Genomic DNA, 17,659 nt, shown 5'->3' with positions numbered 1-17,659 from the left:
CAGCACCGGGCGAGCGGCTCCCTATCGGTAGCGGATGTGCAGGCAGTAGAGGACACCGTGGCCGGCACCTCGGCATTCGGACCAGTCCCAGGCGACGCCCACGGCCACCACGAGAATGAGCGCGACGGCCGCGAGCACCCGGGCCATCGCCCTCACTCCGCCGCCTGCCGCACGGGCTGGCCCAGGCCGATCGCCTTCGCCAGCTCGGAGCGCCGGGCCGAGTAGCCGGGCGATGTCATCGGATAGTCCGGGGGCAGCCCGTACCTCGCGCGGTAGCCCTCAGGCGTCAGGCCGTGATTGCGGAGGTGCCGGCGCAGCGTCTTGTAGCGGCCCCCGTCGATGAAGCTGGTCAGATAGTCGTCGGTGATCGATCGCCGGATCTCCGCCGGGCTGGGCTTCTCGACCTCCGGTTGGGGCTCGACCGCCGGCAGGCCGAGACCGGCGAGCGCGCGGTGCACGGTGCCGAGCAGCGCCGGCAGATCGGCCGCCGCGACGTGGTTGTGGGTGACGTAGGCGGCGACGAGGCCGGCGGCGGTGAAAACGTGGTCGGACATGAGAAGCTCCGGTTGTGTCCTACCTGTCCCACCTCGTTTCGAAGGTGGGACAGCCGTAAGTCATTGATATTGTTTATATTGTCCTAGCTGTCCTACCTGTCCTACCTTTTTGAGAAGTCAGAGTAATTTTTGGAACAGATGCGTCGGACCAGATCAGAACTGGTTTTTCATACGCGCGCGCGAAGGTAGGACAGGTAGGACAGGTAGGACACTTGCTTGAATATCAGTGGTTTAGGGGTGTCCTACCTCGAAATAGAGGTAGGACAGGTGGGACACTTTCAGGCACTTAGGTCCTCCTCGGCTGGCGTATCGTCCTCATCGTCCCAGGCTATGGGCTGTCCGACGGCCTTCTCGAACGCCGCGCGGCATTCCTTCAGAGGGGGCAGCGCGTAGCACCAGACCCGCTTCTGCCCGTCCGGTGTCTCCCAGTAGCGCCGCACGCGGAGGAGCCTTGGCACGAGCTTCCTCAGGCGCGCGCCGAGCACGGTCTCTGCGCTCTTCCGCTTGATCCCTCGGCGCTCGGAGGCATCGAAGTAATCGTCTCGGATGAGGTCGACCCAGAGCTCCTCTGGCCACTCGGCGTATTTCCGCGTCGGCGCGCCGGCCATCAGCCTGTCGAGCCACCAAGCATCCACCGGATCCAGCGAGAGGATCTTCTGTTCGAGCAGGGCGGCCGTGCGCGGGATGTGGCGCAGGTCGACCGAGGAGAGGTCGAAGGCGAGCAGGTCCGCCAGCAGGGCCTCGCGGCCACCAGCGTCGAGTTGCTCGTCGAGCTCGGCGAAGTAGGACGTGTTCTGAGCGACGCCCTGGCCCACGTCGAGGACGCAGTAGCGCCGCTCGTCCTTGCCGGCCGGCACGACCCAATCCTCGTTCGAGGTCATGATCACCCGGACGTAGTTCCGCAGCCGGATCGGATCGATGCCCTTCGATTCGATCATCTGCTCGGCGGAGGTGATGAGGCCCTTGAGCCGCCCCTCCGCCTGCTTGTCGCCGCCCCAGACGGCCTCGTCGGCCTGCAGGAGCAGGCATGAGGCCATGTGCGCGTTGAAGGTGCCGGTCAGGTAGCGGGCGCTGTCGACGAGGAAGTAGTGATCCGGGATCAGGCTCCCGAATACCTCGCCGATCTTCGTCTTGCCCGAGCCCTGGCCACCGCGGAACACGAGGGCCACGCCGAGCCGCTCACGCGGGCGCTGGACCATGTGCGCGAAGAAGGCGAACACCCAGCGAAACAGAGCCTCGTCGCCGCCGCACACGTTGGTGAGGAGGTGGTCTCGGAAAACGCTGTAGGAGCCTCCACGCTTCGGATAGCAGGACCACCCGCGCCAGAGGTTGAAGTACCCGGACGTGCCCCCGGCCTCGGCTGGGTCGGGGTTGCTGTCGGGATGGAACTCGACGCCGTCGTACTGGCGCCGGTCGAGGCTTCCGAGCCAGCGCTTCGCCCAGGTGACGGTCTTCACCTCTCCATCCGGATCCCGCATTTCGGTGAAGCGGTTGAGCGACCATTGCCGGAAAGCGTCGAGCGTCAGGAAGCGAACGCGCTGCTCCGTCGGCGCCTCCGGATTTTCCCGGATCACGACGGCCTTCGAGCCGACGAGCAGGAAGGCAAACTCGCCGTTCATCAGCTCGTGGCTGTAGCCGCCGGCATCGAGTTCGACTTCGGTACGCTTCGCCTTCCGGCGCGCCTTATGGAGATCGACCACTGCTGTCATGCCGCGGCCCTCTCATGCGCGAAGGCCGGCACGACGATGCGGGGCAACCGCACCTTGCTCAGCATCGTCTCCAGAGCTTCGCCATGGGCGACGTTGGCGGCTTGGATCGACCCGGCCGCAAGCAGTTCGGGGCGAGCGAGGCGCTCGTTCACCACCACGACACCGGCACGCCCCGAGGCAAGCCAAGAGGCCGGTTCGGGGAAGACGATGAGAGGATCCTGCGCCGTCGCCCCGCAGGGATGGTCCAGACCGAGGAGCCCGGTGGTTCCGAGCCACGTAGCCACGCGCGCGGACCGCGGGTGCCACGCGACGACATCGAGCGGCGCGCCATCGGGATCCCGCGCGAGGATCGTGTAGGCGGCGAGGCGCTTGGCATCGGCATCCCGAATATCGACCGCATAGTCGAACCGGGCGCCCCGCCGAAACACGATGAGCGTGCGCAGGAGAGGCTCGAAGTCGCCGCGCACCCAGTTCACGGTCGCGCCGGGCACGCCCGCCCGACGCAGGGCGTCGAAGTCAACGTCGCGCAGCTCGCGTCCGCGCCAGTGCGCCCGCTCGGGATCAAGGTGACGACGCGCGATCATGCCGCCACCGTGATGCGCTCGGCGGCCCGCGTCAGGCCGGTGTAGAGGTGCCGGGCTCGGTCCTGGCGGAAGGTCGAGCTTTCGTCGATCAGCAGGACGTTGTCCCACTGCGATCCCTGCGCCTTGTGGACAGTGAGCGCGTATCCGTACGTGAACTCGTCGCTCTGCTTCCGGACGTCCCAAGGGATGTCCTCGACGCGTCCGGTGAAGAAGGCGCGATGCACCTTCACCTCGGCGCTGAGCCCACGGACGTCGCACGATTCGATCAGCATCGGCAGCCAGTCGCCGCCAGCCCGTTCGATCTCCGCGACCGTCCAGAGGCCGCCGTTCAGGAGTGCCCGCTCCTTGTTGTTCTTCAGGCAGACGAGGCGATCGCCGATCTCCGGCCCGTCGGGATCCAAGCCCTTCAGCCGTCGGATCTTCGCGTTCACCGCGCGCCGGGTCTGGTTGCGGCCGACGAGTACCTGATCGGCGGCGAGAACGGCGCGCTGGCCGAGGTCGCGCAGGTCAATGACGCGGCTGTCCCCATGGGCGCCCAGGCTGAGCCGTCGCCCCTCGCGCACGTCCATAGACATGCGGATGATGGGATTGTCCGCAGCCTGCCGGTGGATTTCCGTCAGCATGAAATCGGGCGCGACACGAGTGAAGAAGCCCTCGCCGCGCACGGGCGGCAGCTGCGCCGGGTCGCCGAGCACCAGGATCTTCGTGCCGTACGAGACGAGGTCCTGGCCGAGGCGATCCCCGACCATCGAGCACTCGTCGATCACCACCAGACCGGCAGCCGACACCTCGGAGAGGGGGTTGAGCCCATAGCGCCACGTCACCCGCACCACGGCGCCGGTGACCGGATCACGCTCCTCTTCCTCGAAGGCCTTGTAGATCAGCGAGTGGATGGTCGATGCGCCGACACAGCCCTTCGACTGGAGCACGAGCGCGGCCTTGCCCGTGAAGGCTGCGAACAGGGCCGAGCCTTTGCAGTCGGCCGCCGCAGCCTTCGCGATCGTGGTCTTTCCCGTGCCTGCGTACCCGGCGAGGTAGAAGACCTGATCCGCGGAATCGCGGTGCCAGTCGGCGATGGCGCGGAGCGCCTGCTCCTGTTGAGGCGACCACGTCATGGCCGACCTCCTGCACGCTGCGTAGGCTTCGGCCTCCGATTGGGTTCCTCGAGCAGGTGCACCCGATCGAGGTTGGACTGGTGGTGCTTCGCGATCGCCAGAACCTGCCGCAGGTCATTGGCCTCGCGCAGGCGAAGCGTGCCGTCGCAGTTCGGCATAGCCGAGAGAGCACGGGCACTCTCTGCAGCGCGCAAGGCGTAGCCCTCGACGCGCATGATCACGGCGTCGAGGTCAGCGAAGCGGTCGACGAGTTCGCGCTCGGCGCGCTCCTGTTCGGCGATCCATTCGCGGGAAGGCTGAGCCATGGCGCTACTCCACAGACGTGAGGAGAGGCGCTGCGGCCCGGAACCCGAACCGGCGAGCATCATCGGAACGGGTCAGCGAGCGTTTGCAGTTCGGCGGGATCCAGATCGGTGCGCGTGGTGCGGCATCGGACACCCAAACGAACCAAGCGTAGGAGGTCGCCGTCGATGCGTTCGGCTCCCAGCGACCGCGCAGCATGGCGACGCGCTCGACGAAGGGAGCGAACGCCGTAGGAGGACGGTCCCGGAACAGGCGCAGGTAGCGCTCCTCGCCCTCGATCCATGCCGTGCGCAGGAGGAGCGCGACGACGGCGGCCTCGCCGAGGGCGCGTTCCGCGAACTCAACAGCCACGTTGAACGGCGGATTGGTCGCGATCAGGTCAACGGACGGCACCAACTGGGTTGCCGGGTCGAGGAAATCGGCGACGGGATAGCCGCGTCCATAGTCGAAGATATCGGAGGCGTGGACGATGGAGACCTCTTCGCGCAGCACCTCGGCCATGTGGCCTTCGCCGCAGGCTGGGTCCCAGGCCGAACAGATCTTGAAGCCCTCCAGGACCGGCGGCAGCACGTGGCGCAGCAAGGCCCGCGTCGCCCACGGCGGGGTCGGAAAGAAGTCGAGGCTGTCCGGCGGCTCGCGGCGCGACGCCATGACAGCGGTCGATCCGGCCGGGATCATGCCGCCCTCCCGAACAGATCGTCCGCGGGTAGGACGACGCGCGCGCCGCCAGCGATCGCCTCGCGGGCGACCTTCTCCGGCACCGGTGCCGGCGCGGGGCCCGGGCCGGCAAGGCGCGTCGGCCCCTCCAGGCGCCACACGCCCTCGGACAGCACGAGACCGCATCCGGCGGCGAGCCAGAACGCGACGCGCTCCTTCGTCATGCCGAGCTTCGACGATGCGAACCCGATCACCGCACCACCTCCGCAGCGAAGAGCGCGAGTAGAGCGGCCTCGGCGCGGCCGTGGTGCTTCACCAGCCGGAAGTCGGGAGAACCCGGCCACGTGTGAATCGCGAGGGCGCGCGCCTTCTCCTTGTCGGAGCTGAGCCGGAAATGCTTCTTCCAGCGCCCCGGGGTCTCCTGGCGCAGCGGCAGTCCCAGGACCGAAACGGCAGCTAGCACGGCCCCGTAGGCCATCCCGAATTTGAAGGTCGAGGAGACGCCCTGCTTCGGCATCGCCGAGACCCGCTCCACGATCGCCTCGGTGGCGCCGGACGAGCGGATCAGGCGGGCCAGTTCCGGAATGTCGAGCTGCTTGTCGACGACGGGTGCATCGTGGACCTCGATCTCCGATGGGCGATCGGGCCGGTAGATAGCGATTGCGCCAGAAGCACCGGGATCGACGCCCAGGATGACGCGGGCAGGGCCCGCACGCAGGACAGAAACGGACCGAGCAGCGTTCTCCGGATCAACAATCAGCGGAGCGGGCTCTTGCCGGATGAACAGGTCTGTGGCTTCCATGTCCGTGTTCCAAGCTGGTGAGACCTTCCGCCCGGTCCTGTTCGCGCAGGCCGGGCGGTTCTCGTTTCGGGATCAGGGATGCGGGCGGCGGCCGAGCGGGTCGGCGGCCGACGGCGCGGCATCACCGCCTGCGCCGGGCTCCCACGTGCTGCGCGGGACGCGGCGCTCCTCGACGGGCGAGTCGGGCAGGATCGGCGCGGCGGGGGCGGACGGCCCGGTGAGGCGGGCGACGATGCGGTCCTCGAGCCCCGCCAGTTCCTTGCGAATGCGGGCCTCGGCCTCGCCGACAGCACCCTCGACGTAGGCCTTCACGCTGCTCTCGGCGCGCGCGACCTCGGACCGGATGCCGTCCTCGGCGCCGGTCAGCATGGCCCGGAGCGCGGCGCGCACGTGCGCTACCTCAAGGGCGATGAACGTCCGCAGCGCCGGAAAGGGGTTGAGGGTGAAGGCCATGGTCAGGCGACCCGCACCGCGTCGTCCTGGCCGCGCGCCTCCGCCTGGGCTGCCGATAGCCGCTCGCGCAGTAGGTAGCCCTCGAAGGCCCAGATCTGCTCCCGCGCGTTCTTGCGGGCGATCTGCTCGCCGATGCTGCGATCGAAGTTCTCGGGGCTCGCCGCCGCGCTGGTGCCGGTCACGATGAAGCCGTTGCGCAGGGTGAGCGCGCAGACGGTCAGCGTCGTGCCTGGAAAGACGTGGTACGCCTCCGAGACGATGCAGGCGTCGATGAGGTCGGGGGTCAGCCGCGGCGCGGTCAGCCCCTTCGCCTGCAGCTCGGTTTCCAGCTTGGTCTCGTCGGCAGAGGCGTGCGCCCGCGCCAGATCGGTCCCATCAACCATCGTCACTCTCCCTCTTCCAGCGCCCGCCACAGCGGCAGGTCGCGATGGCACTTCACCAGCGGCGGACGGGCAGAAGCCGGCTGAGCAGCCGCCGCCGCCACGTCCGCATCCGCGCCTTCAGCGCCGCGCCCGCTCGCGCGCAGGACAGCTTCAGCCGCGACCACAGCAGGGTGCGAAGGGCCGGCGATGCGCGCGGTGATCTCAGCGTCATGGGCGAGCTTCCTGAGTTGCCGCTCGACCTCGGCGGCGTGGGCGGCTGCGAGACGGGCGAGGACGTGAGAGGCGATCGCCTTGGGCGGCCGGTATCGGAGGGCCCAGAGCTTCGCGAAGGGCACAGCCGAGCGCTGGGCGAGCCGGCGCATGGCATTGGCGGTGTCTCCGGGACCGCGGCTTTCCCAGCGGATGAGATCGTCAGCGAAGAACTGGCCGCGAGCGACGTCGGCGTCAGACATTTGCGAAATCCGCAAAGACCTTTTGCACATGAGCAAATCCGTCCGTGGTTATTTCAAACCACTGGACGAGGAGCCCGATATGCAGAGGGAGGTTGCAGGGGTACGCAGGGCACACAGCAGCGCGACCGCCGAAGGCTTGGCGGCAGAGGGCGGACGCGCGGAAGGGAAGGGACGCGCCGGCCGGGGTCCGAGTCAGGGGCCGGCCGGCGCGCTCGCATCCGGGAACCCCACGGGCTCGACCGGTGCGATGGGTGAAACAGGGGACGCCGGCCCGGTCAGAACGACGGTGAAGCGAATACGGGCCGGCGCTCGGCCGGTGATGCCCGGCGCGAGAGGAGTTGGATATGCACAGGCTTGAGGCGCGCAGTAACGTCCGCGCGACACGGCCCGCTCTATTGTCTTCGCGGACCGACGCGGGCGAAGCCGCTATGATCGCGAACGACGACATTTCAGGCCGCCCACCCGAAGAGGTGGCGCACACGCTGCACGGCCCGCTGCACGAGCCGTACCGGCTTCGCGGCGTCACGCTGCGGGTAGCCAACGACGACACGCCCGGCGCCGTCTGCCTGCTTCAGGAGGGTCACCCCGCCCGCCGCGCGATGCGCGCGCCAAGCCTGAAGCTCCAGATCGTGCGCCTCTTCCTCGAAGCGCTGCGCCGCCTGCGCCAGCCGCGAGCCGAGCGCGGCCATGTCCGCAGCAATGCGCGAGACGTAGAGGCGGTCGCCGAGGTCCGCCGTCTCCCGCTCGAAGATGCGGGCCCGCAGCAGCGCGTCGGCAGAGGCAAGCCGGCACGCGCCAGCGAGGTCGAGGAGATGCAGGCGGGCGTCGATCATCGAGCGGTCCGAGAGGGCTGAGACCGCTGCCGGGCCGAGGCCCTGACGCTGGCAGGCGGAGGGGGCACGCGGTGAGAAGGAGGCGGGCGCGCTCACCGGAGCACCCACACAAGGCCGGCGACGATCACGCACAGGCCGACGGGCAAGGACGCGAGGGCCGCGATGAGGGCGCCCCCACGCGTGATCGCGCAGAACGCCCCGAAGAGCAGGCACACCGCCAGGACCATCCCAAGGAAGCCGACGGCGCTCACCGCTCGCCTCCGAGGTGCAGGACCTGCAGCTCGCCGCGCGCGGCGAGGGTGCGCAGGTGCGCGGCGAACGCGAAGGCGCCGATGCCGAGCAGGGCCAGGAGGACCGGGAAGATGAGGGCGAGCCGCGGCATGTCAGGCCTCCTCGTCGTCGAGGTGGACCAGCGGCGGGAGGCCGACGAAGGCGTGCAGGTCGGTCGCGCTCTCGTCGCGGAAGCCGAGGTTGACGGTCCACGCGAAGACGCAGCCGGTCAGGATCGCGTTGAGCGCGAAGAGGGCGCTCCCGTAACCGATCGCGTGCCACAGGCTCACGGCGGTGATCGCCGGCAGGAGCAGCACATCGGCTGCGGCGTCGAGCGCCTCGAGGCGGGAGGGACGCGCGAGCATCACGCGGCCTCGGGGGCGGAAGGCTGCTGTGTCGCCCCAGCGATCAGATCGCCGGCGGTGACCTTGCCCTGCGTGCCCTCGACGATCTTCCGAATCGTCGCGCCGCGTGGATCGCGCTCACCACGCAGGATCCGCGTGATGGTTGAAGGTGGGACGCCGATCTCAGCGGCGAACGCCGCGGGGCGGATCTGGCGCTCGGAGAGATAGGTGGCGAGGTCCATGCCTCATGGTTTTGCCATATGGCAAGAAAAGTCAAGCGTGATTTGCCAAATGGCTCTGGCGAAGCATGCCTGCGTCACGGACGTTCGCCGTATGGCGATGCCCGAGCTAAAACGTCGGCGAAAAGAGAAGAAGCTCTCTCTGGAGCAGCTGGCTAACCTCGTCGATCTGTCCACCTCTCAAATTCAGCGCTTCGAGACCGGCGGCAGGCAGCCGAAGCTCGTCGACCTGGAGAACCTTGCTCGAGCGCTCGACTGCCGGATCGAGGATCTGATCGAGGGCGGGGCCGAGGCGGTCGAGAAGTTCACTCCCCAGCCTCACGGCGGCCTGTTGCCGGTTCCCATCGCCGGCCGCACTGCGGCGGGGGTATTCCGTGAGGTGGTCGAATTTAGCGACGCGGAGCCAGAGTACGTGTTTGAGCCGGAGGACGATGAGTTTCCCAAAGCCCGGCGCTTTGCACTTCTGGTCGAGGGCGACAGCATGAACGCTGCCGATCCGCCGATCCCGGATGGCTCACGGGTGGTCTGCATCGACTTCGAGCAGACCGGATTGCCCTTTTTAGAGGGCATGATCGTCGTCCTTGAACGTCTTCGCGAAGGCGGCCACCTGCGAGAGTGGTCCGTGAAGGAGATCGAACTCCACGAAGACGAAGTGTGGTTCTGCCCGAGATCCACGAATACGAAGCACAAGCCGATCAAGATCCTGAATGACCCAGGCGCCGATCAGTGGAACTCGCTCTCGGTAATCGGCCTGGTCCGCGACGTGTCAATGCGCGTCCGTAGGACCGGTAGGCCACGGACGTAGCTTCGCTTTTCCGGATCTATCCCCAGCGATCCACAGCCTCCTCACAACTTCCCAGGAATCCCCTCGACGGCCGACCCAAGATGAGAACATTCTGCGAACATCCGAGCCAGAGGAGCGCCTGGATGTTCGCTGAGGTTTCGACGGTCCGTGCACGTTTCACGATGCGGCTTCGCTGCCACAACTGCCACCACACCACCCTCCGAACGATCGAGTCGCCGGACCTTGAGGATGCGCCCTGCACCGTCGAGGAGCTGTTGGAAAGTGCTTGGCTTCAGCGACAAAATTTCAGCTGCGGCCAATGCGAAACTCCGGTCGCCACGCTGGTCAGCGTGAGGCAGGAGGACCTAGAGCCGGTCGCGGCATAACCGACGCACGATCTTGCCATATGGCAAAAAACGCTTGACGCGGATTTTGCCATTTGGCTAAATTGCTCCATCGCCTCCCCGACGCCCCGCCCAGCGGCGCGCCGGCCCCGATGGAGCCGCCCAGTGCCCCAGCAGCCCACCTACACCCACGTCGTTGAGACCCTCGCGAACCAGTTCTTCCAGGTTCGCGACGCGGGCCGCCCCGAACTCGACCACGTCTTTCTCGGCGTCGAGGTGAAGCGCTCCAAGGGCGCCTTCGTCCCGAAGGCCAAGGCCCGCGAGATCGCCGTGCGCAAGCTCGGCACCCGCGTCGTCGCCACGCTCGCTGCGTGAGGCGCCGATGTCCCTCCTCGCTGCCCTCACCATCGTCGGTCCGTTCACCCTCGCGGGCCTCGCCTTCTTCGCCGGTCAGGCCCGCTACGGCTGGGGGCGCTGATCATGGCCGGCCTCAAGCCCACCTCCGCCGACGTCGCGCTCGGACGCCGCCTCTCCGAGGCACGCCGCGTCGCGAACCTGACCCAGCGCCAGATGGGCGATGCCCTCGGGTTCTCCGCTGCCCAGTGGCAGAAGTACGAGAAGGGCTCGAACCGCATCAGCGCCACGTGCCTGCCGGTCATCGCGGAGATGACGGGCAAACCGATCGCCTGGTTCTTCGGCGAGGACGCCCCGGCTGGCCCGCCCCTCAGCGCGGCCGAGACCGCGGAGCTTCAGGACGGCGTCGCCGGGGTCGTGAGCCGCATCGTCGGCCGCCGCGCCGCCCAGGCCGAGGCCCGCGCCTGATGCCCACCGCCGCGCAGTGGGCCACCGCCCTCGCAGATCTCCGCGCCCGCCGCGCGGCCGCACCGAAGCCGGCCCGCCGGACCCTGCCGCGCATCTCGCCCGGCCAGCACCTCGCCGCCTGCGCGCTCTCCGCGCGGGCTCCCCGCGATCCCGACGACGAGCACCGCCCGACGGCGGCTGACCTCGGCCTGAGCCGGAGCCTCTGATGCACCCGATCCGCGCCCGCCACGGGCACCTCGTCGCCTTCCCGCCGAAGCCCGCTCCGGCCCCGCAGGAGCAGCCGTGCACGATCGAGCGTTCGATCGCCGCCGGTCAGCTCCACGCGTCGAGCGACGCCTTCTACCTCGCCATCGACGCGGCCTGCTCGGCCGCCGGCTACCTCGAGCGGGCCACCTCGCTCGGCGCCGGCGACAGCATCGACCTCGACCGCCTGGAGCGCTCCGCGTCGAACCTGCGCGAGGCCGCCCGCCGCTACGAGGCTGCGGTCGGCCACCTCCGCCGCAAGCACCACGGGGTCGAGGCGTGATCCTCCCCGAATTCTGCCCTGCCACCCTCGTGACGGTCCGCGCCGTCCTCCCCGCCGACATGGAGGCGCTCATGAAGCCTCGCACCGACGCCGAGGTGATCGCCCGGCGCCTCTTCGATCACGGCTACCGCCCGGCCGCCATCCGCGACGGCCTCGCCCTCGGAGTCGCCGTCGCCCGCGTCCTCTCCGGCACCGGCATCGCGCTCACCGCAACCGACGCCGGCTTCGCGACGATCCGGTCCGAGCTTGAGCGCCTCACCGAGGCGGCGATCGCCGACCGCTACGACCGGGGCCACGAGGCCGCCGTCCGCACGGAGACCGGCCGCTTCATGGCCCAGACCCGCCCCCTCTCCACCGCTGCGGAGTGAACGCCATGGAGATGATCGCCAACGCCGGCACCGGCCCAGCCGACCCCTTCACGTGGTACCGCGCGGCGCTCGCCGGACAGGTCCGCGAACTCAACCTCGGGCATGCGCCGTGCGGCTTCTTCCGCCTGCGCCGCCGTGACGGCAGCCTCGACCCGGTCGCGGTGTGGCCTGAGGCTGACGGTACGCGCTGGGCCAAGGTCGGTCGCTCCGGCGAGCCGCAGTGCCTTGCCGAGGGCGAGGCCGAATTCTGCGACCGCGTCATCGCGTTCTGCTGGCGCGACCCGATCCCGGAGGAGGTCTACTTCGCCGTCGTCGAGAATGACGTGCCCTGGCCTGACATGCCGCCGGAGCGCGCAGACGATTACGCGAACATGCCGAGCGACCCGCTGGAGGCGCTCAGGATCGAACTGGAAGGCGAACGGGCCGAGGTGGAGGCGTGGCTCGCCAAAACCCCGATCTCCGATCAGGCCAGCGCCGATCGGGCCGCAAACTGGGCCTTGCGCTTCGCCGACATGGAGAAGCGCGCCCAGGATGGTCGCCGTACCGAGAAGGTGCCGCACGAGACCGCAGCCAAGGCGGTCGATGCCCGCTGGCGCCCCGTCCAGGATGCCGCTGCCGCGCTCAAGGCCCGGCTGAAGGACGCGCAGACGCCGTTCCTGGTCGAGAAGCGCCGCCAGGAGGCCGAGGCCCGCGCGGCCGCGGCGCAGGCCGGCGAGGCGCTCCGGCCCACGACCAATGCCTCGGCCGGGACGGCCGGACGGAAGACCAGCCTTCGCATCGTCCGCACCGCTCTCATCGAGGACTTCGACGCCGCGCTGATGGCGCTGCGCGAGAACCCCGACCTGCGCGACCTCGTCCAGAAGCTCGCGAACCGGGTCGCCAGCTCCGGCGGCACCCTGCCGGGCTGCCGCATCGTCACCACCGAAAAAGCCGCCTGAGGAGGACCGAATGAACGCGCGCGCCCAGCTTCCCGCCATCGCCGAGCACCGTCCGCCTCAGATCGTCCAGGCGGTCGGCATCTTCGGCTCCCCCGACAAGTTCGAGCACGCCCAGCGCGTCGCCAAGGTGTTCTCGGACTCGGCCCTCGTCCCCCCCCACTTCCAGGGCAAGCTCGCCAACTGCCTGATCGCCCTGAACATCGCCGACCGCATGGGCGAGGACCCGCTCACGGTGATGCAGAACCTCGCCATCGTGTCGGGCAAGCCATGCTGGCAGACCCAGTACATGATCGCCCGGGCCAACAAGTCCGGCGTGTTCGCTTCGCGCATCACCTGGGCGGCCGAGGGCAAGGCAGAGGCCCTGGCCGTCACCGCCTCGGCGAAGCTCGCCGACAGCGGCGAGGTCGTGTCGGTCGCCGTCTCCATGGCGATGGCGAAGGCCGACGGCTGGCTCAAGAACGCGAAGTACCAGTCGATGCCGGAGCACATGCTGCGCTGGCGCTCGGCCGCGATGCTGATCCGGCTCTACGCCCCCGAGGTGATGCTCGGCATCCAATCGGTCGAGGAGGTCGAGGACGTCTCAGCGGGCGCCGCCCGGGACATCACCCCCGCGCGCCCTGCCGTGCAGACTGTGATCGGTGCGCCCCCCACCTCGGCAGCGCGCCCCAGCGGGCCGCCGCGCATCGCCCATGCCCAGCCTTCGAAGTCGGAGGCCGCGCCCGAGCCGCAGAAGGCCGAGCCCAGCGCCGACGAGGAGGCCGAGGCCTGCGTCGCCCAGTTCGAGCAGGATGCTCAGCACGCTCAGACCGAGCAGGACCTGGAGGAGTGCGCTGCCCTGGTCGAGCCGCTGGAGGAGAGCGACCGGCTCTCGCGCGCTCAGCGCAACCGGATCGAGAGCGCGATGGAGTCGACGCGCCAGCGGATCGCCGAGGCCGTCAAGCAGGCGCAGCAGCCAGCTAAGGTTGAAGTCGAGGAGGCGGAGCAGGTCGAGCCGGAGATCGACCCGAACGACCCCGACTTCAAGCGGGGCGTCGCCGACCGCCAGGCCGGGCAGAAGCGGTGCGTGATCGCGGCCATCCGGGAGAACCCGGATCGTCTCTCGGCCTGGAAGGCCGGGTACGACTCCATCGACGGCGAGGCTTGAGCCATGATGCTCCGCGTCGTCGATCTAGAAACCTGCGGCTTCGAGCCGCCCGCGGGCGTGTGCGAGATCGGGTTCTGTGATCTCGTCCGGGACGAGGAGGGCTGGCACGTCGGCGTGCCGGGCCACCTCCTGATCGATCCCGGCTCCCCGATCCCGCCCGAAACCTCGGCCGTCCACCACATCACGGACGCCGACGTGATTGGCGCCCCGAGCTTCGAGGATGCGGCCCGAGCCGTCTTCTTCGACGAGGAGCGGGACCTCGCGCCGCGCGTGGTCCTGGTCGCCCACAATGCCAGGTTCGAGCGCCAGTGGCTGACGCCTGAGGTAACCGGGGAGGTGCACTGGATCTGCACCTACAAGGCGGCCCTGCGCGTGTGGCCGGACGCCCCGTCCCACAGCAATGGTGCGCTGCGCTACTGGCTGAAGCCCGAGGGCCTGCGCCGCGACCGCGCCGAGCCCGCACACCGGGCCGGGCCCGACGCCTACGTCACGGCGTTCCTGCTCCGCGAACTGCTCGCGCACACGACCCTCGACGATCTGGTGCTGATCTCCTCGCAACCGGCCCTGCTGGTGCGCTGCAGCTTCGGTAAGCACCGCGGCACGCTCTGGTCGGAGGTTCCCTACGACTACCTGATGTGGTGCGCCCGTCAGGACATGGACGAGGACACCCTGTTCACGGTCCGGAGCGAGATCCGGCGGCGGACGGAGGCGGCGCGCTGATGCCTGCTCGCCGCCTCACCCCCGAGCAGTGCGAGCAGATCGCCGCCCTGCGCGAGACCGGGATGTCCTACGGTCGGATCGCGCGGAAGTTCGGTTGCTCTGAGAGCACCGTCTATTGGAAGTGCCTCGCCCTCGGCGCTGAGCCGCCCTCGCCGCAACCGCTCACGGCCCGCGCCCTCGGTCCGGCTGTTGCGATCAGGAACGGCCGCGAGATCCGCCGCTTCACCGCCGAGGACGATGCCAAGCTCCTCGCCATGGAGGCCGAGGGCAAGCGCATCGCCGACATGGCCCGCGCGCTCGGCCGGCAGTCGAACTCCGTCCGCGCCCGGCTGATGACGCTGGCGCGGCACGAAGCTCGGGCGGAGGCGGCATGAACGCGCCCGTCCGCCACACGCCGGGCGCGGGGCCCAGGCTGCGCGTCCTCTCCCTCGGCGCCGGCGTCCAGTCGACGACGCTCGCCCTCATGGCCGCGCACGGCGAGATCGGGCCGATGCCCGACTGCGCCATCTTCGCGGACACGGGCTGGGAGCCGCGCGCGGTCTACGAGCACCTGGATCGGTTGCGGGAGGCCTTGCCGTTCCCCGTGCACATCGTCAGCGCCGGCAACCTCCGTGACGATGCGATCGCGGGCGGATCCACGCGGGCACAGCGCTTCGCGGCAGTGCCCTGGTTCATTCGCAACGCCGACGGATCCGACGGCATGGGCCGGCGCCAGTGCACCGCGCACTACAAGCTGGAGCCGATCCGCCGGAAGATCGTCGAGTTGCACGGCGGCAGGCGTCCAAAGGGCGGCACGGAGATGTGGATCGGCATCTCCACCGACGAGGCCTTCCGCATGAAGCCCTCGCGCGTCCAGTACATCGACAACGAATGGCCGCTCATCCGGCGCCGGATGAACCGAGGCGACTGCCACGCCAAGCTGGCATCCTTCGGCTGGTCGGCCCCGAAGTCCTCCTGCATCGGCTGCCCCTTCCACTCCGACGCGCAGTGGCAGGCGCTCGAGCCCGAGGAGATGGCCGACGCCATCCTCGTCGACCGGGCCATCCGCCGCCAAGGCGGGATCAAGGGCGACCAGTTCATGCACCGGAGCCGGCGGCCTCTTGATGAGGTCGACCTGCGCTCCTCCGCCGAGCGCGGCCAGCCCGACCTCTTCCTGAACGAGTGCGAGGGGATGTGCGGTGTCTGACCGCCGCCTCGCCAGCCATCCCACCAGCCGTCGAGCGAGTCCTGTGATCCAGCAAGAGATCCTGCATTTCCACGTCTGCGGCGGAGCCGGAGGAGGCGCCAAGGGCTTCAACCGCGGGCAGGCCCGGGTCGGGCACGTGGTCGCGAAGCCGCGCTGCATCGGCGGCGTCGACGTCGATCCGGCGGGCATCGCCGACTTCAACCGGGTGGCGGGCGCGCCCGGGACGATCCTCGACCTGTTCACGGCCGAGCAGTTCGCGGCCTTTCACGGCCGTGTGCCGCCCGCCGGCTGGCGCGAGGCCACGCCGCAGGACTTCCAGCGCGCGGCCGGCGGCGAGCGCCCGAACGTCGTTTTCATGTCGACGCCGTGCAAGGGCTTCTCCGGCCTGCTCTCTGACAAGCTCTCGACCAGCGCGAAGTACCAGGCGCTCAACGGGCTGACCCTCCGCGCGGTGTGGCTCACCCTGGAGGCGTGGCAGGACGATCCACCCGAGTTCATCCTGTTCGAGAACGTGCCGCGGATCGCCACGCGCGGGCGCTGGCTGCTCGACCAGATCGGGGCGCTGCTCGCCGCCTACGGCTACGTCTTCGCGGAGACGCAGCACGATTGCGGCGTGCTCGGCGGGCTGGCCCAGAGCCGGAAGCGCTTCCTCCTGGTGGCGCGCCACGCCCAGAAGGTCCCACCCTTCCTGTACGAGCCGCCGCGGCGGCGCCTGCGCGGCGTCGGCGAGGTCCTCGACGCGTTGCCGCTGCCGGGCGATCCCGCCGCCGGCCCGATGCATCGGATGCCGGCGCTCCAGTGGAAGACGTGGGTCCGCCTCGCCTTCGTGGAAGCCGGATCGGACTGGCGCTCGCTCAACCGCCTTCGCGTCGCCGACGGCATCCTGCAGGACTACGCGATCGAGCCGGACGCGGGTTGGCATCGCGGCGTGCTCGGCGTGCGCGCCTGGAACGAGACCGCCGGCACGGTGACCGGGCGGGGCTCGCCCACCACCGGCACCTTCGCGGTGGCGGATCCGCGCCCGAGCTACGAGCACGCCTTCCAGCAGCTTGGCATCCGGCGCTGGGATCAGACCTCGGGCGTCGTCACCGGGCAGAAATCGCCCGGCCAGGGCACGTTTTCGGTGGCCGACCCGCGCCTTCAGGGGAAGCCGCGCTTCAATAACGTCTACCGGATCGTGCCGTGGGGTGCGCACGCGCCAGCCGTAGCCGGGCCCGGCGGACCTGGCGGCGGCCTCGCGGTTGCAGATCCGCGTGCGGGTGCCGGGTTCGGTGGAGCCGGGAAGTACCGCGTCACCGGCTACGCGGAGGCCGCCGGCACGGTGATCGGCGCCTCGACCACGGGGCAGGGCGCGTTCGCGCTCGCGGATCCGAGGCCGGCCCGCGCGTGGCGGGACCAGACCCTCGGCGTGCTGCCTTTCGACGAGCCGGCCGGCGCGATCACAGCCCAGGCCGAGGCGACCACTGGGCGGTTCTCGGTTGCTGATCCTCGCTGCACGTGGGCGGACACCGCGCACCGCAACAAGCTGAAGGTGGTCTCCTACGAGGGGGCCGCCGGCACGGTGACGGGCGCCGATCGGGTCGGCTCCGGCGCGCTGTGCGTCGCCGACCCGCGTCCGCGGGGCCTGAATGCGGAGACCCGCGACGTCTACCGGACCGGCGGCCACTACGGCGTCACGCCGTGGGAGAAGCCGGCCGGCGCGATCCCGGGCTTCGCGAAGAACAACAACGGCCCCTGGTCAGTCGCCGACCCGCGGGCGGTCATGTGGGACGAGGCCGAGGCCCTGCCGGCACCGGACGATCGCCTCGTCGCCGTGATCCAGGCCCTCGACGGGACCTGGCACCGGCCCTTCACCACCTTCGAGCTTGCGGCGCTCCAGAGCTACGTCGGGCCCGAGGACGCCGGCTTCGTCATGGATGGCCAGTCCGACAGCGCCTGGCGCGAGCGGATCGGCAACATGGTCCCGCCCGCCGCCGCCGAGGCCGTCATGGGCGTGATCGCCCGGACGCTGCTGCTCGCCCAGGCCGGCGAGACCTTCATGCTGTCGAGCGAACCGATCTGGGTTCAGCCCATCGCGATCGCGGCCTCGCTCGACCTCCCGCTCACCCCAGCAGCAGCCGAGTAGAGCC

29 protein-coding genes are annotated in these 17,659 nt (G+C 69.6%); 12 read left to right on the top strand and 17 right to left on the bottom strand.

All coding sequences use genetic code 11. The features are described from left to right. Positions 1–21 precede the first annotated feature (21 nt). The 17 genes from MET9862_RS30450 to MET9862_RS12060 form a co-directional block, all read right to left on the bottom strand. Complete coding sequence (locus tag MET9862_RS30450) at positions 22–156, bottom strand: hypothetical protein (RefSeq protein WP_280178964.1); 135 nt, start codon at positions 154–156, stop codon at positions 22–24. Then, complete coding sequence (locus MET9862_RS12125) at positions 153–554, bottom strand: Ros/MucR family transcriptional regulator (protein ID WP_142583214.1); 402 nt, start codon at positions 552–554, stop codon at positions 153–155. The genes MET9862_RS30450 and MET9862_RS12125 overlap by 4 nt, the downstream gene beginning before the upstream one ends. Positions 555–832: 278 nt before the next feature. Beyond that, the gene (locus MET9862_RS12120) at positions 833–2,263 is read right to left on the bottom strand and encodes a primase-helicase family protein (protein WP_142583213.1); all 1,431 of its coding nucleotides are present in this window, start codon (positions 2,261–2,263) and stop codon (positions 833–835) included. Further along, positions 2,260–2,847, bottom strand: a complete 588-nt coding sequence (locus MET9862_RS12115) for a hypothetical protein (RefSeq protein ID WP_142583212.1) — start codon at positions 2,845–2,847, stop codon at positions 2,260–2,262. Before MET9862_RS12115 ends, MET9862_RS12120 begins: the two co-directional genes overlap by 4 nt. Further along, the gene (locus tag MET9862_RS12110; protein ID WP_142583211.1) at positions 2,844–3,962 is read right to left on the bottom strand and encodes an ATP-dependent DNA helicase; all 1,119 of its coding nucleotides are present in this window, start codon (positions 3,960–3,962) and stop codon (positions 2,844–2,846) included. Before MET9862_RS12110 ends, MET9862_RS12115 begins: the two co-directional genes overlap by 4 nt. Next, on the bottom strand, positions 3,959–4,267 hold the full coding sequence (locus MET9862_RS12105) for a hypothetical protein (RefSeq protein WP_142583210.1): 309 nt from the start codon (positions 4,265–4,267) through the stop codon (positions 3,959–3,961). The genes MET9862_RS12110 and MET9862_RS12105 overlap by 4 nt, the downstream gene beginning before the upstream one ends. 4 nt (positions 4,268–4,271) lie before the next feature. Beyond that, the gene (locus MET9862_RS12100) at positions 4,272–4,943 is read right to left on the bottom strand and encodes a DNA methyltransferase family protein (RefSeq protein ID WP_142583209.1); all 672 of its coding nucleotides are present in this window, start codon (positions 4,941–4,943) and stop codon (positions 4,272–4,274) included. Continuing rightward, positions 4,940–5,176 carry a hypothetical protein gene (locus MET9862_RS12095; protein ID WP_142583208.1) on the bottom strand — a complete coding sequence of 79 codons (237 nt, stop codon included), beginning with the start codon at positions 5,174–5,176 and terminating at the stop codon, positions 4,940–4,942. Before MET9862_RS12095 ends, MET9862_RS12100 begins: the two co-directional genes overlap by 4 nt. After that, positions 5,173–5,724 (bottom strand): RuvC family protein, encoded by a 552-nt coding sequence (locus MET9862_RS12090; protein ID WP_185156838.1) that lies wholly within the window; start codon positions 5,722–5,724, stop codon positions 5,173–5,175. Before MET9862_RS12090 ends, MET9862_RS12095 begins: the two co-directional genes overlap by 4 nt. Before the next feature lie 72 nt (positions 5,725–5,796). Continuing rightward, positions 5,797–6,177: a hypothetical protein gene (locus MET9862_RS12085; RefSeq protein WP_142583207.1), complete on the bottom strand. Its 381-nt coding sequence runs from the start codon at positions 6,175–6,177 to the stop codon at positions 5,797–5,799. Positions 6,178–6,179: 2 nt separating this feature from the next. After that, a complete protein-coding gene (locus MET9862_RS12080; protein WP_142583206.1) occupies positions 6,180–6,560 on the bottom strand; it encodes a Gp49 family protein in 381 nt (126 codons plus the stop codon). A gap of 2 nt (positions 6,561–6,562) precedes the next feature. Then, on the bottom strand, positions 6,563–7,012 hold the full coding sequence (locus tag MET9862_RS12075; RefSeq protein ID WP_185156837.1) for a hypothetical protein: 450 nt from the start codon (positions 7,010–7,012) through the stop codon (positions 6,563–6,565). 449 nt (positions 7,013–7,461) lie between these two features. Further along, positions 7,462–7,845: a hypothetical protein gene (locus MET9862_RS12070; protein ID WP_142583205.1), complete on the bottom strand. Its 384-nt coding sequence runs from the start codon at positions 7,843–7,845 to the stop codon at positions 7,462–7,464. Positions 7,846–7,937: 92 nt separating this feature from the next. Beyond that, the gene (locus MET9862_RS29325) at positions 7,938–8,096 is read right to left on the bottom strand and encodes a hypothetical protein (protein ID WP_185156836.1); all 159 of its coding nucleotides are present in this window, start codon (positions 8,094–8,096) and stop codon (positions 7,938–7,940) included. Then, a complete protein-coding gene (locus tag MET9862_RS30445) occupies positions 8,093–8,227 on the bottom strand; it encodes a hypothetical protein (RefSeq protein WP_280178963.1) in 135 nt (44 codons plus the stop codon). The genes MET9862_RS29325 and MET9862_RS30445 overlap by 4 nt, the downstream gene beginning before the upstream one ends. 1 nt (position 8,228) lies before the next feature. Next, positions 8,229–8,480, bottom strand: coding sequence for a hypothetical protein (locus MET9862_RS12065; RefSeq protein ID WP_142583204.1), 252 nt, complete (start codon positions 8,478–8,480; stop codon positions 8,229–8,231). After that, complete coding sequence (locus tag MET9862_RS12060) at positions 8,480–8,701, bottom strand: helix-turn-helix domain-containing protein (protein ID WP_142583203.1); 222 nt, start codon at positions 8,699–8,701, stop codon at positions 8,480–8,482. The genes MET9862_RS12065 and MET9862_RS12060 overlap by 1 nt, the downstream gene beginning before the upstream one ends. Before the next feature lie 91 nt (positions 8,702–8,792). Between MET9862_RS12060 and MET9862_RS12055 the strand changes: the two genes are divergently transcribed. The 12 genes from MET9862_RS12055 to MET9862_RS12000 all read left to right on the top strand — a co-directional run bounded on the left by MET9862_RS12055 (position 8,793) and on the right by MET9862_RS12000 (position 17,655). Further along, the gene (locus tag MET9862_RS12055; protein WP_185156835.1) at positions 8,793–9,503 is read left to right on the top strand and encodes a helix-turn-helix domain-containing protein; all 711 of its coding nucleotides are present in this window, start codon (positions 8,793–8,795) and stop codon (positions 9,501–9,503) included. A gap of 488 nt (positions 9,504–9,991) precedes the next feature. Continuing rightward, positions 9,992–10,201 carry a hypothetical protein gene (locus MET9862_RS12050; RefSeq protein ID WP_142583201.1) on the top strand — a complete coding sequence of 70 codons (210 nt, stop codon included), beginning with the start codon at positions 9,992–9,994 and terminating at the stop codon, positions 10,199–10,201. A 105-nt stretch (positions 10,202–10,306) separates the two neighbouring features. After that, positions 10,307–10,648, top strand: a complete 342-nt coding sequence (locus tag MET9862_RS12045) for a helix-turn-helix domain-containing protein (protein WP_142583200.1) — start codon at positions 10,307–10,309, stop codon at positions 10,646–10,648. Further along, a complete protein-coding gene (locus MET9862_RS12040) occupies positions 10,648–10,854 on the top strand; it encodes a hypothetical protein (RefSeq protein ID WP_142583199.1) in 207 nt (68 codons plus the stop codon). Before MET9862_RS12045 ends, MET9862_RS12040 begins: the two co-directional genes overlap by 1 nt. Beyond that, a complete protein-coding gene (locus MET9862_RS12035) occupies positions 10,854–11,174 on the top strand; it encodes a hypothetical protein (protein ID WP_142583198.1) in 321 nt (106 codons plus the stop codon). The genes MET9862_RS12040 and MET9862_RS12035 overlap by 1 nt, the downstream gene beginning before the upstream one ends. Before the next feature lie 71 nt (positions 11,175–11,245). Beyond that, entirely contained in the window at positions 11,246–11,542 is a 297-nt protein-coding gene (locus MET9862_RS12030) for a hypothetical protein (protein WP_142583197.1), read from the top strand. A gap of 5 nt (positions 11,543–11,547) precedes the next feature. Beyond that, on the top strand, positions 11,548–12,480 hold the full coding sequence (locus MET9862_RS12025; protein ID WP_142583196.1) for a hypothetical protein: 933 nt from the start codon (positions 11,548–11,550) through the stop codon (positions 12,478–12,480). 10 nt (positions 12,481–12,490) lie between these two features. Further along, entirely contained in the window at positions 12,491–13,624 is a 1,134-nt protein-coding gene (locus MET9862_RS12020; protein ID WP_244612690.1) for a dihydrolipoyllysine-residue succinyltransferase component of 2-oxoglutarate dehydrogenase complex, read from the top strand. A gap of 3 nt (positions 13,625–13,627) precedes the next feature. Beyond that, positions 13,628–14,344: an exonuclease domain-containing protein gene (locus MET9862_RS12015; RefSeq protein WP_142583195.1), complete on the top strand. Its 717-nt coding sequence runs from the start codon at positions 13,628–13,630 to the stop codon at positions 14,342–14,344. Further along, the gene (locus MET9862_RS12010) at positions 14,344–14,718 is read left to right on the top strand and encodes a helix-turn-helix domain-containing protein (RefSeq protein WP_142583194.1); all 375 of its coding nucleotides are present in this window, start codon (positions 14,344–14,346) and stop codon (positions 14,716–14,718) included. Before MET9862_RS12015 ends, MET9862_RS12010 begins: the two co-directional genes overlap by 1 nt. Continuing rightward, positions 14,715–15,530: an adenine nucleotide alpha hydrolase family protein gene (locus MET9862_RS12005; RefSeq protein WP_142583193.1), complete on the top strand. Its 816-nt coding sequence runs from the start codon at positions 14,715–14,717 to the stop codon at positions 15,528–15,530. Before MET9862_RS12010 ends, MET9862_RS12005 begins: the two co-directional genes overlap by 4 nt. A 43-nt stretch (positions 15,531–15,573) precedes the next feature. Beyond that, positions 15,574–17,655, top strand: coding sequence for a DNA cytosine methyltransferase (locus MET9862_RS12000; protein ID WP_142583192.1), 2,082 nt, complete (start codon positions 15,574–15,576; stop codon positions 17,653–17,655). Positions 17,656–17,659 lie beyond the last annotated feature (4 nt).

The sequence above is a fragment of the Methylobacterium symbioticum genome, assembly GCF_902141845.1.
Taxonomy (GTDB): domain Bacteria; phylum Pseudomonadota; class Alphaproteobacteria; order Rhizobiales; family Beijerinckiaceae; genus Methylobacterium; species Methylobacterium symbioticum.
The sequence above is the reverse complement of the archived record's forward strand: the minus strand, read 5'-3'. Positions and strand labels throughout refer to the sequence as shown.

What these genes read in the sequence shown, in the direction of transcription:
- MET9862_RS12125 (WP_142583214.1), bottom strand. Translation starts at nt 554, where the DNA reads ATGTCCGACCACGTTTTCACCGCCGCCGGCCTCGTCGCCGCCTACGTC.
- MET9862_RS12120 (WP_142583213.1), bottom strand. Translation starts at nt 2,263, where the DNA reads ATGACAGCAGTGGTCGATCTCCATAAGGCGCGCCGGAAGGCGAAGCGT.
- MET9862_RS12115 (WP_142583212.1), bottom strand. Translation starts at nt 2,847, where the DNA reads ATGATCGCGCGTCGTCACCTTGATCCCGAGCGGGCGCACTGGCGCGGA.
- MET9862_RS12110 (WP_142583211.1), bottom strand. Translation starts at nt 3,962, where the DNA reads ATGACGTGGTCGCCTCAACAGGAGCAGGCGCTCCGCGCCATCGCCGAC.
- MET9862_RS12105 (WP_142583210.1), bottom strand. Translation starts at nt 4,267, where the DNA reads ATGGCTCAGCCTTCCCGCGAATGGATCGCCGAACAGGAGCGCGCCGAG.
- MET9862_RS12100 (WP_142583209.1), bottom strand. Translation starts at nt 4,943, where the DNA reads ATGATCCCGGCCGGATCGACCGCTGTCATGGCGTCGCGCCGCGAGCCG.
- MET9862_RS12090 (WP_185156838.1), bottom strand. Translation starts at nt 5,724, where the DNA reads ATGGAAGCCACAGACCTGTTCATCCGGCAAGAGCCCGCTCCGCTGATT.
- MET9862_RS12085 (WP_142583207.1), bottom strand. Translation starts at nt 6,177, where the DNA reads ATGGCCTTCACCCTCAACCCCTTTCCGGCGCTGCGGACGTTCATCGCC.
- MET9862_RS12080 (WP_142583206.1), bottom strand. Translation starts at nt 6,560, where the DNA reads ATGGTTGATGGGACCGATCTGGCGCGGGCGCACGCCTCTGCCGACGAG.
- MET9862_RS12075 (WP_185156837.1), bottom strand. Translation starts at nt 7,012, where the DNA reads ATGTCTGACGCCGACGTCGCTCGCGGCCAGTTCTTCGCTGACGATCTC.
- MET9862_RS12070 (WP_142583205.1), bottom strand. Translation starts at nt 7,845, where the DNA reads ATGATCGACGCCCGCCTGCATCTCCTCGACCTCGCTGGCGCGTGCCGG.
- MET9862_RS30445 (WP_280178963.1), bottom strand. Translation starts at nt 8,227, where the DNA reads ATGCCGCGGCTCGCCCTCATCTTCCCGGTCCTCCTGGCCCTGCTCGGC.
- MET9862_RS12065 (WP_142583204.1), bottom strand. Translation starts at nt 8,480, where the DNA reads ATGCTCGCGCGTCCCTCCCGCCTCGAGGCGCTCGACGCCGCAGCCGAT.
- MET9862_RS12060 (WP_142583203.1), bottom strand. Translation starts at nt 8,701, where the DNA reads ATGGACCTCGCCACCTATCTCTCCGAGCGCCAGATCCGCCCCGCGGCG.
- MET9862_RS12055 (WP_185156835.1), top strand. Translation starts at nt 8,793, where the DNA reads ATGGCGATGCCCGAGCTAAAACGTCGGCGAAAAGAGAAGAAGCTCTCT.
- MET9862_RS12045 (WP_142583200.1), top strand. Translation starts at nt 10,307, where the DNA reads ATGGCCGGCCTCAAGCCCACCTCCGCCGACGTCGCGCTCGGACGCCGC.
- MET9862_RS12040 (WP_142583199.1), top strand. Translation starts at nt 10,648, where the DNA reads ATGCCCACCGCCGCGCAGTGGGCCACCGCCCTCGCAGATCTCCGCGCC.
- MET9862_RS12035 (WP_142583198.1), top strand. Translation starts at nt 10,854, where the DNA reads ATGCACCCGATCCGCGCCCGCCACGGGCACCTCGTCGCCTTCCCGCCG.
- MET9862_RS12030 (WP_142583197.1), top strand. Translation starts at nt 11,246, where the DNA reads ATGAAGCCTCGCACCGACGCCGAGGTGATCGCCCGGCGCCTCTTCGAT.
- MET9862_RS12025 (WP_142583196.1), top strand. Translation starts at nt 11,548, where the DNA reads ATGGAGATGATCGCCAACGCCGGCACCGGCCCAGCCGACCCCTTCACG.
- MET9862_RS12020 (WP_244612690.1), top strand. Translation starts at nt 12,491, where the DNA reads ATGAACGCGCGCGCCCAGCTTCCCGCCATCGCCGAGCACCGTCCGCCT.
- MET9862_RS12015 (WP_142583195.1), top strand. Translation starts at nt 13,628, where the DNA reads ATGATGCTCCGCGTCGTCGATCTAGAAACCTGCGGCTTCGAGCCGCCC.
- MET9862_RS12010 (WP_142583194.1), top strand. Translation starts at nt 14,344, where the DNA reads ATGCCTGCTCGCCGCCTCACCCCCGAGCAGTGCGAGCAGATCGCCGCC.
- MET9862_RS12005 (WP_142583193.1), top strand. Translation starts at nt 14,715, where the DNA reads ATGAACGCGCCCGTCCGCCACACGCCGGGCGCGGGGCCCAGGCTGCGC.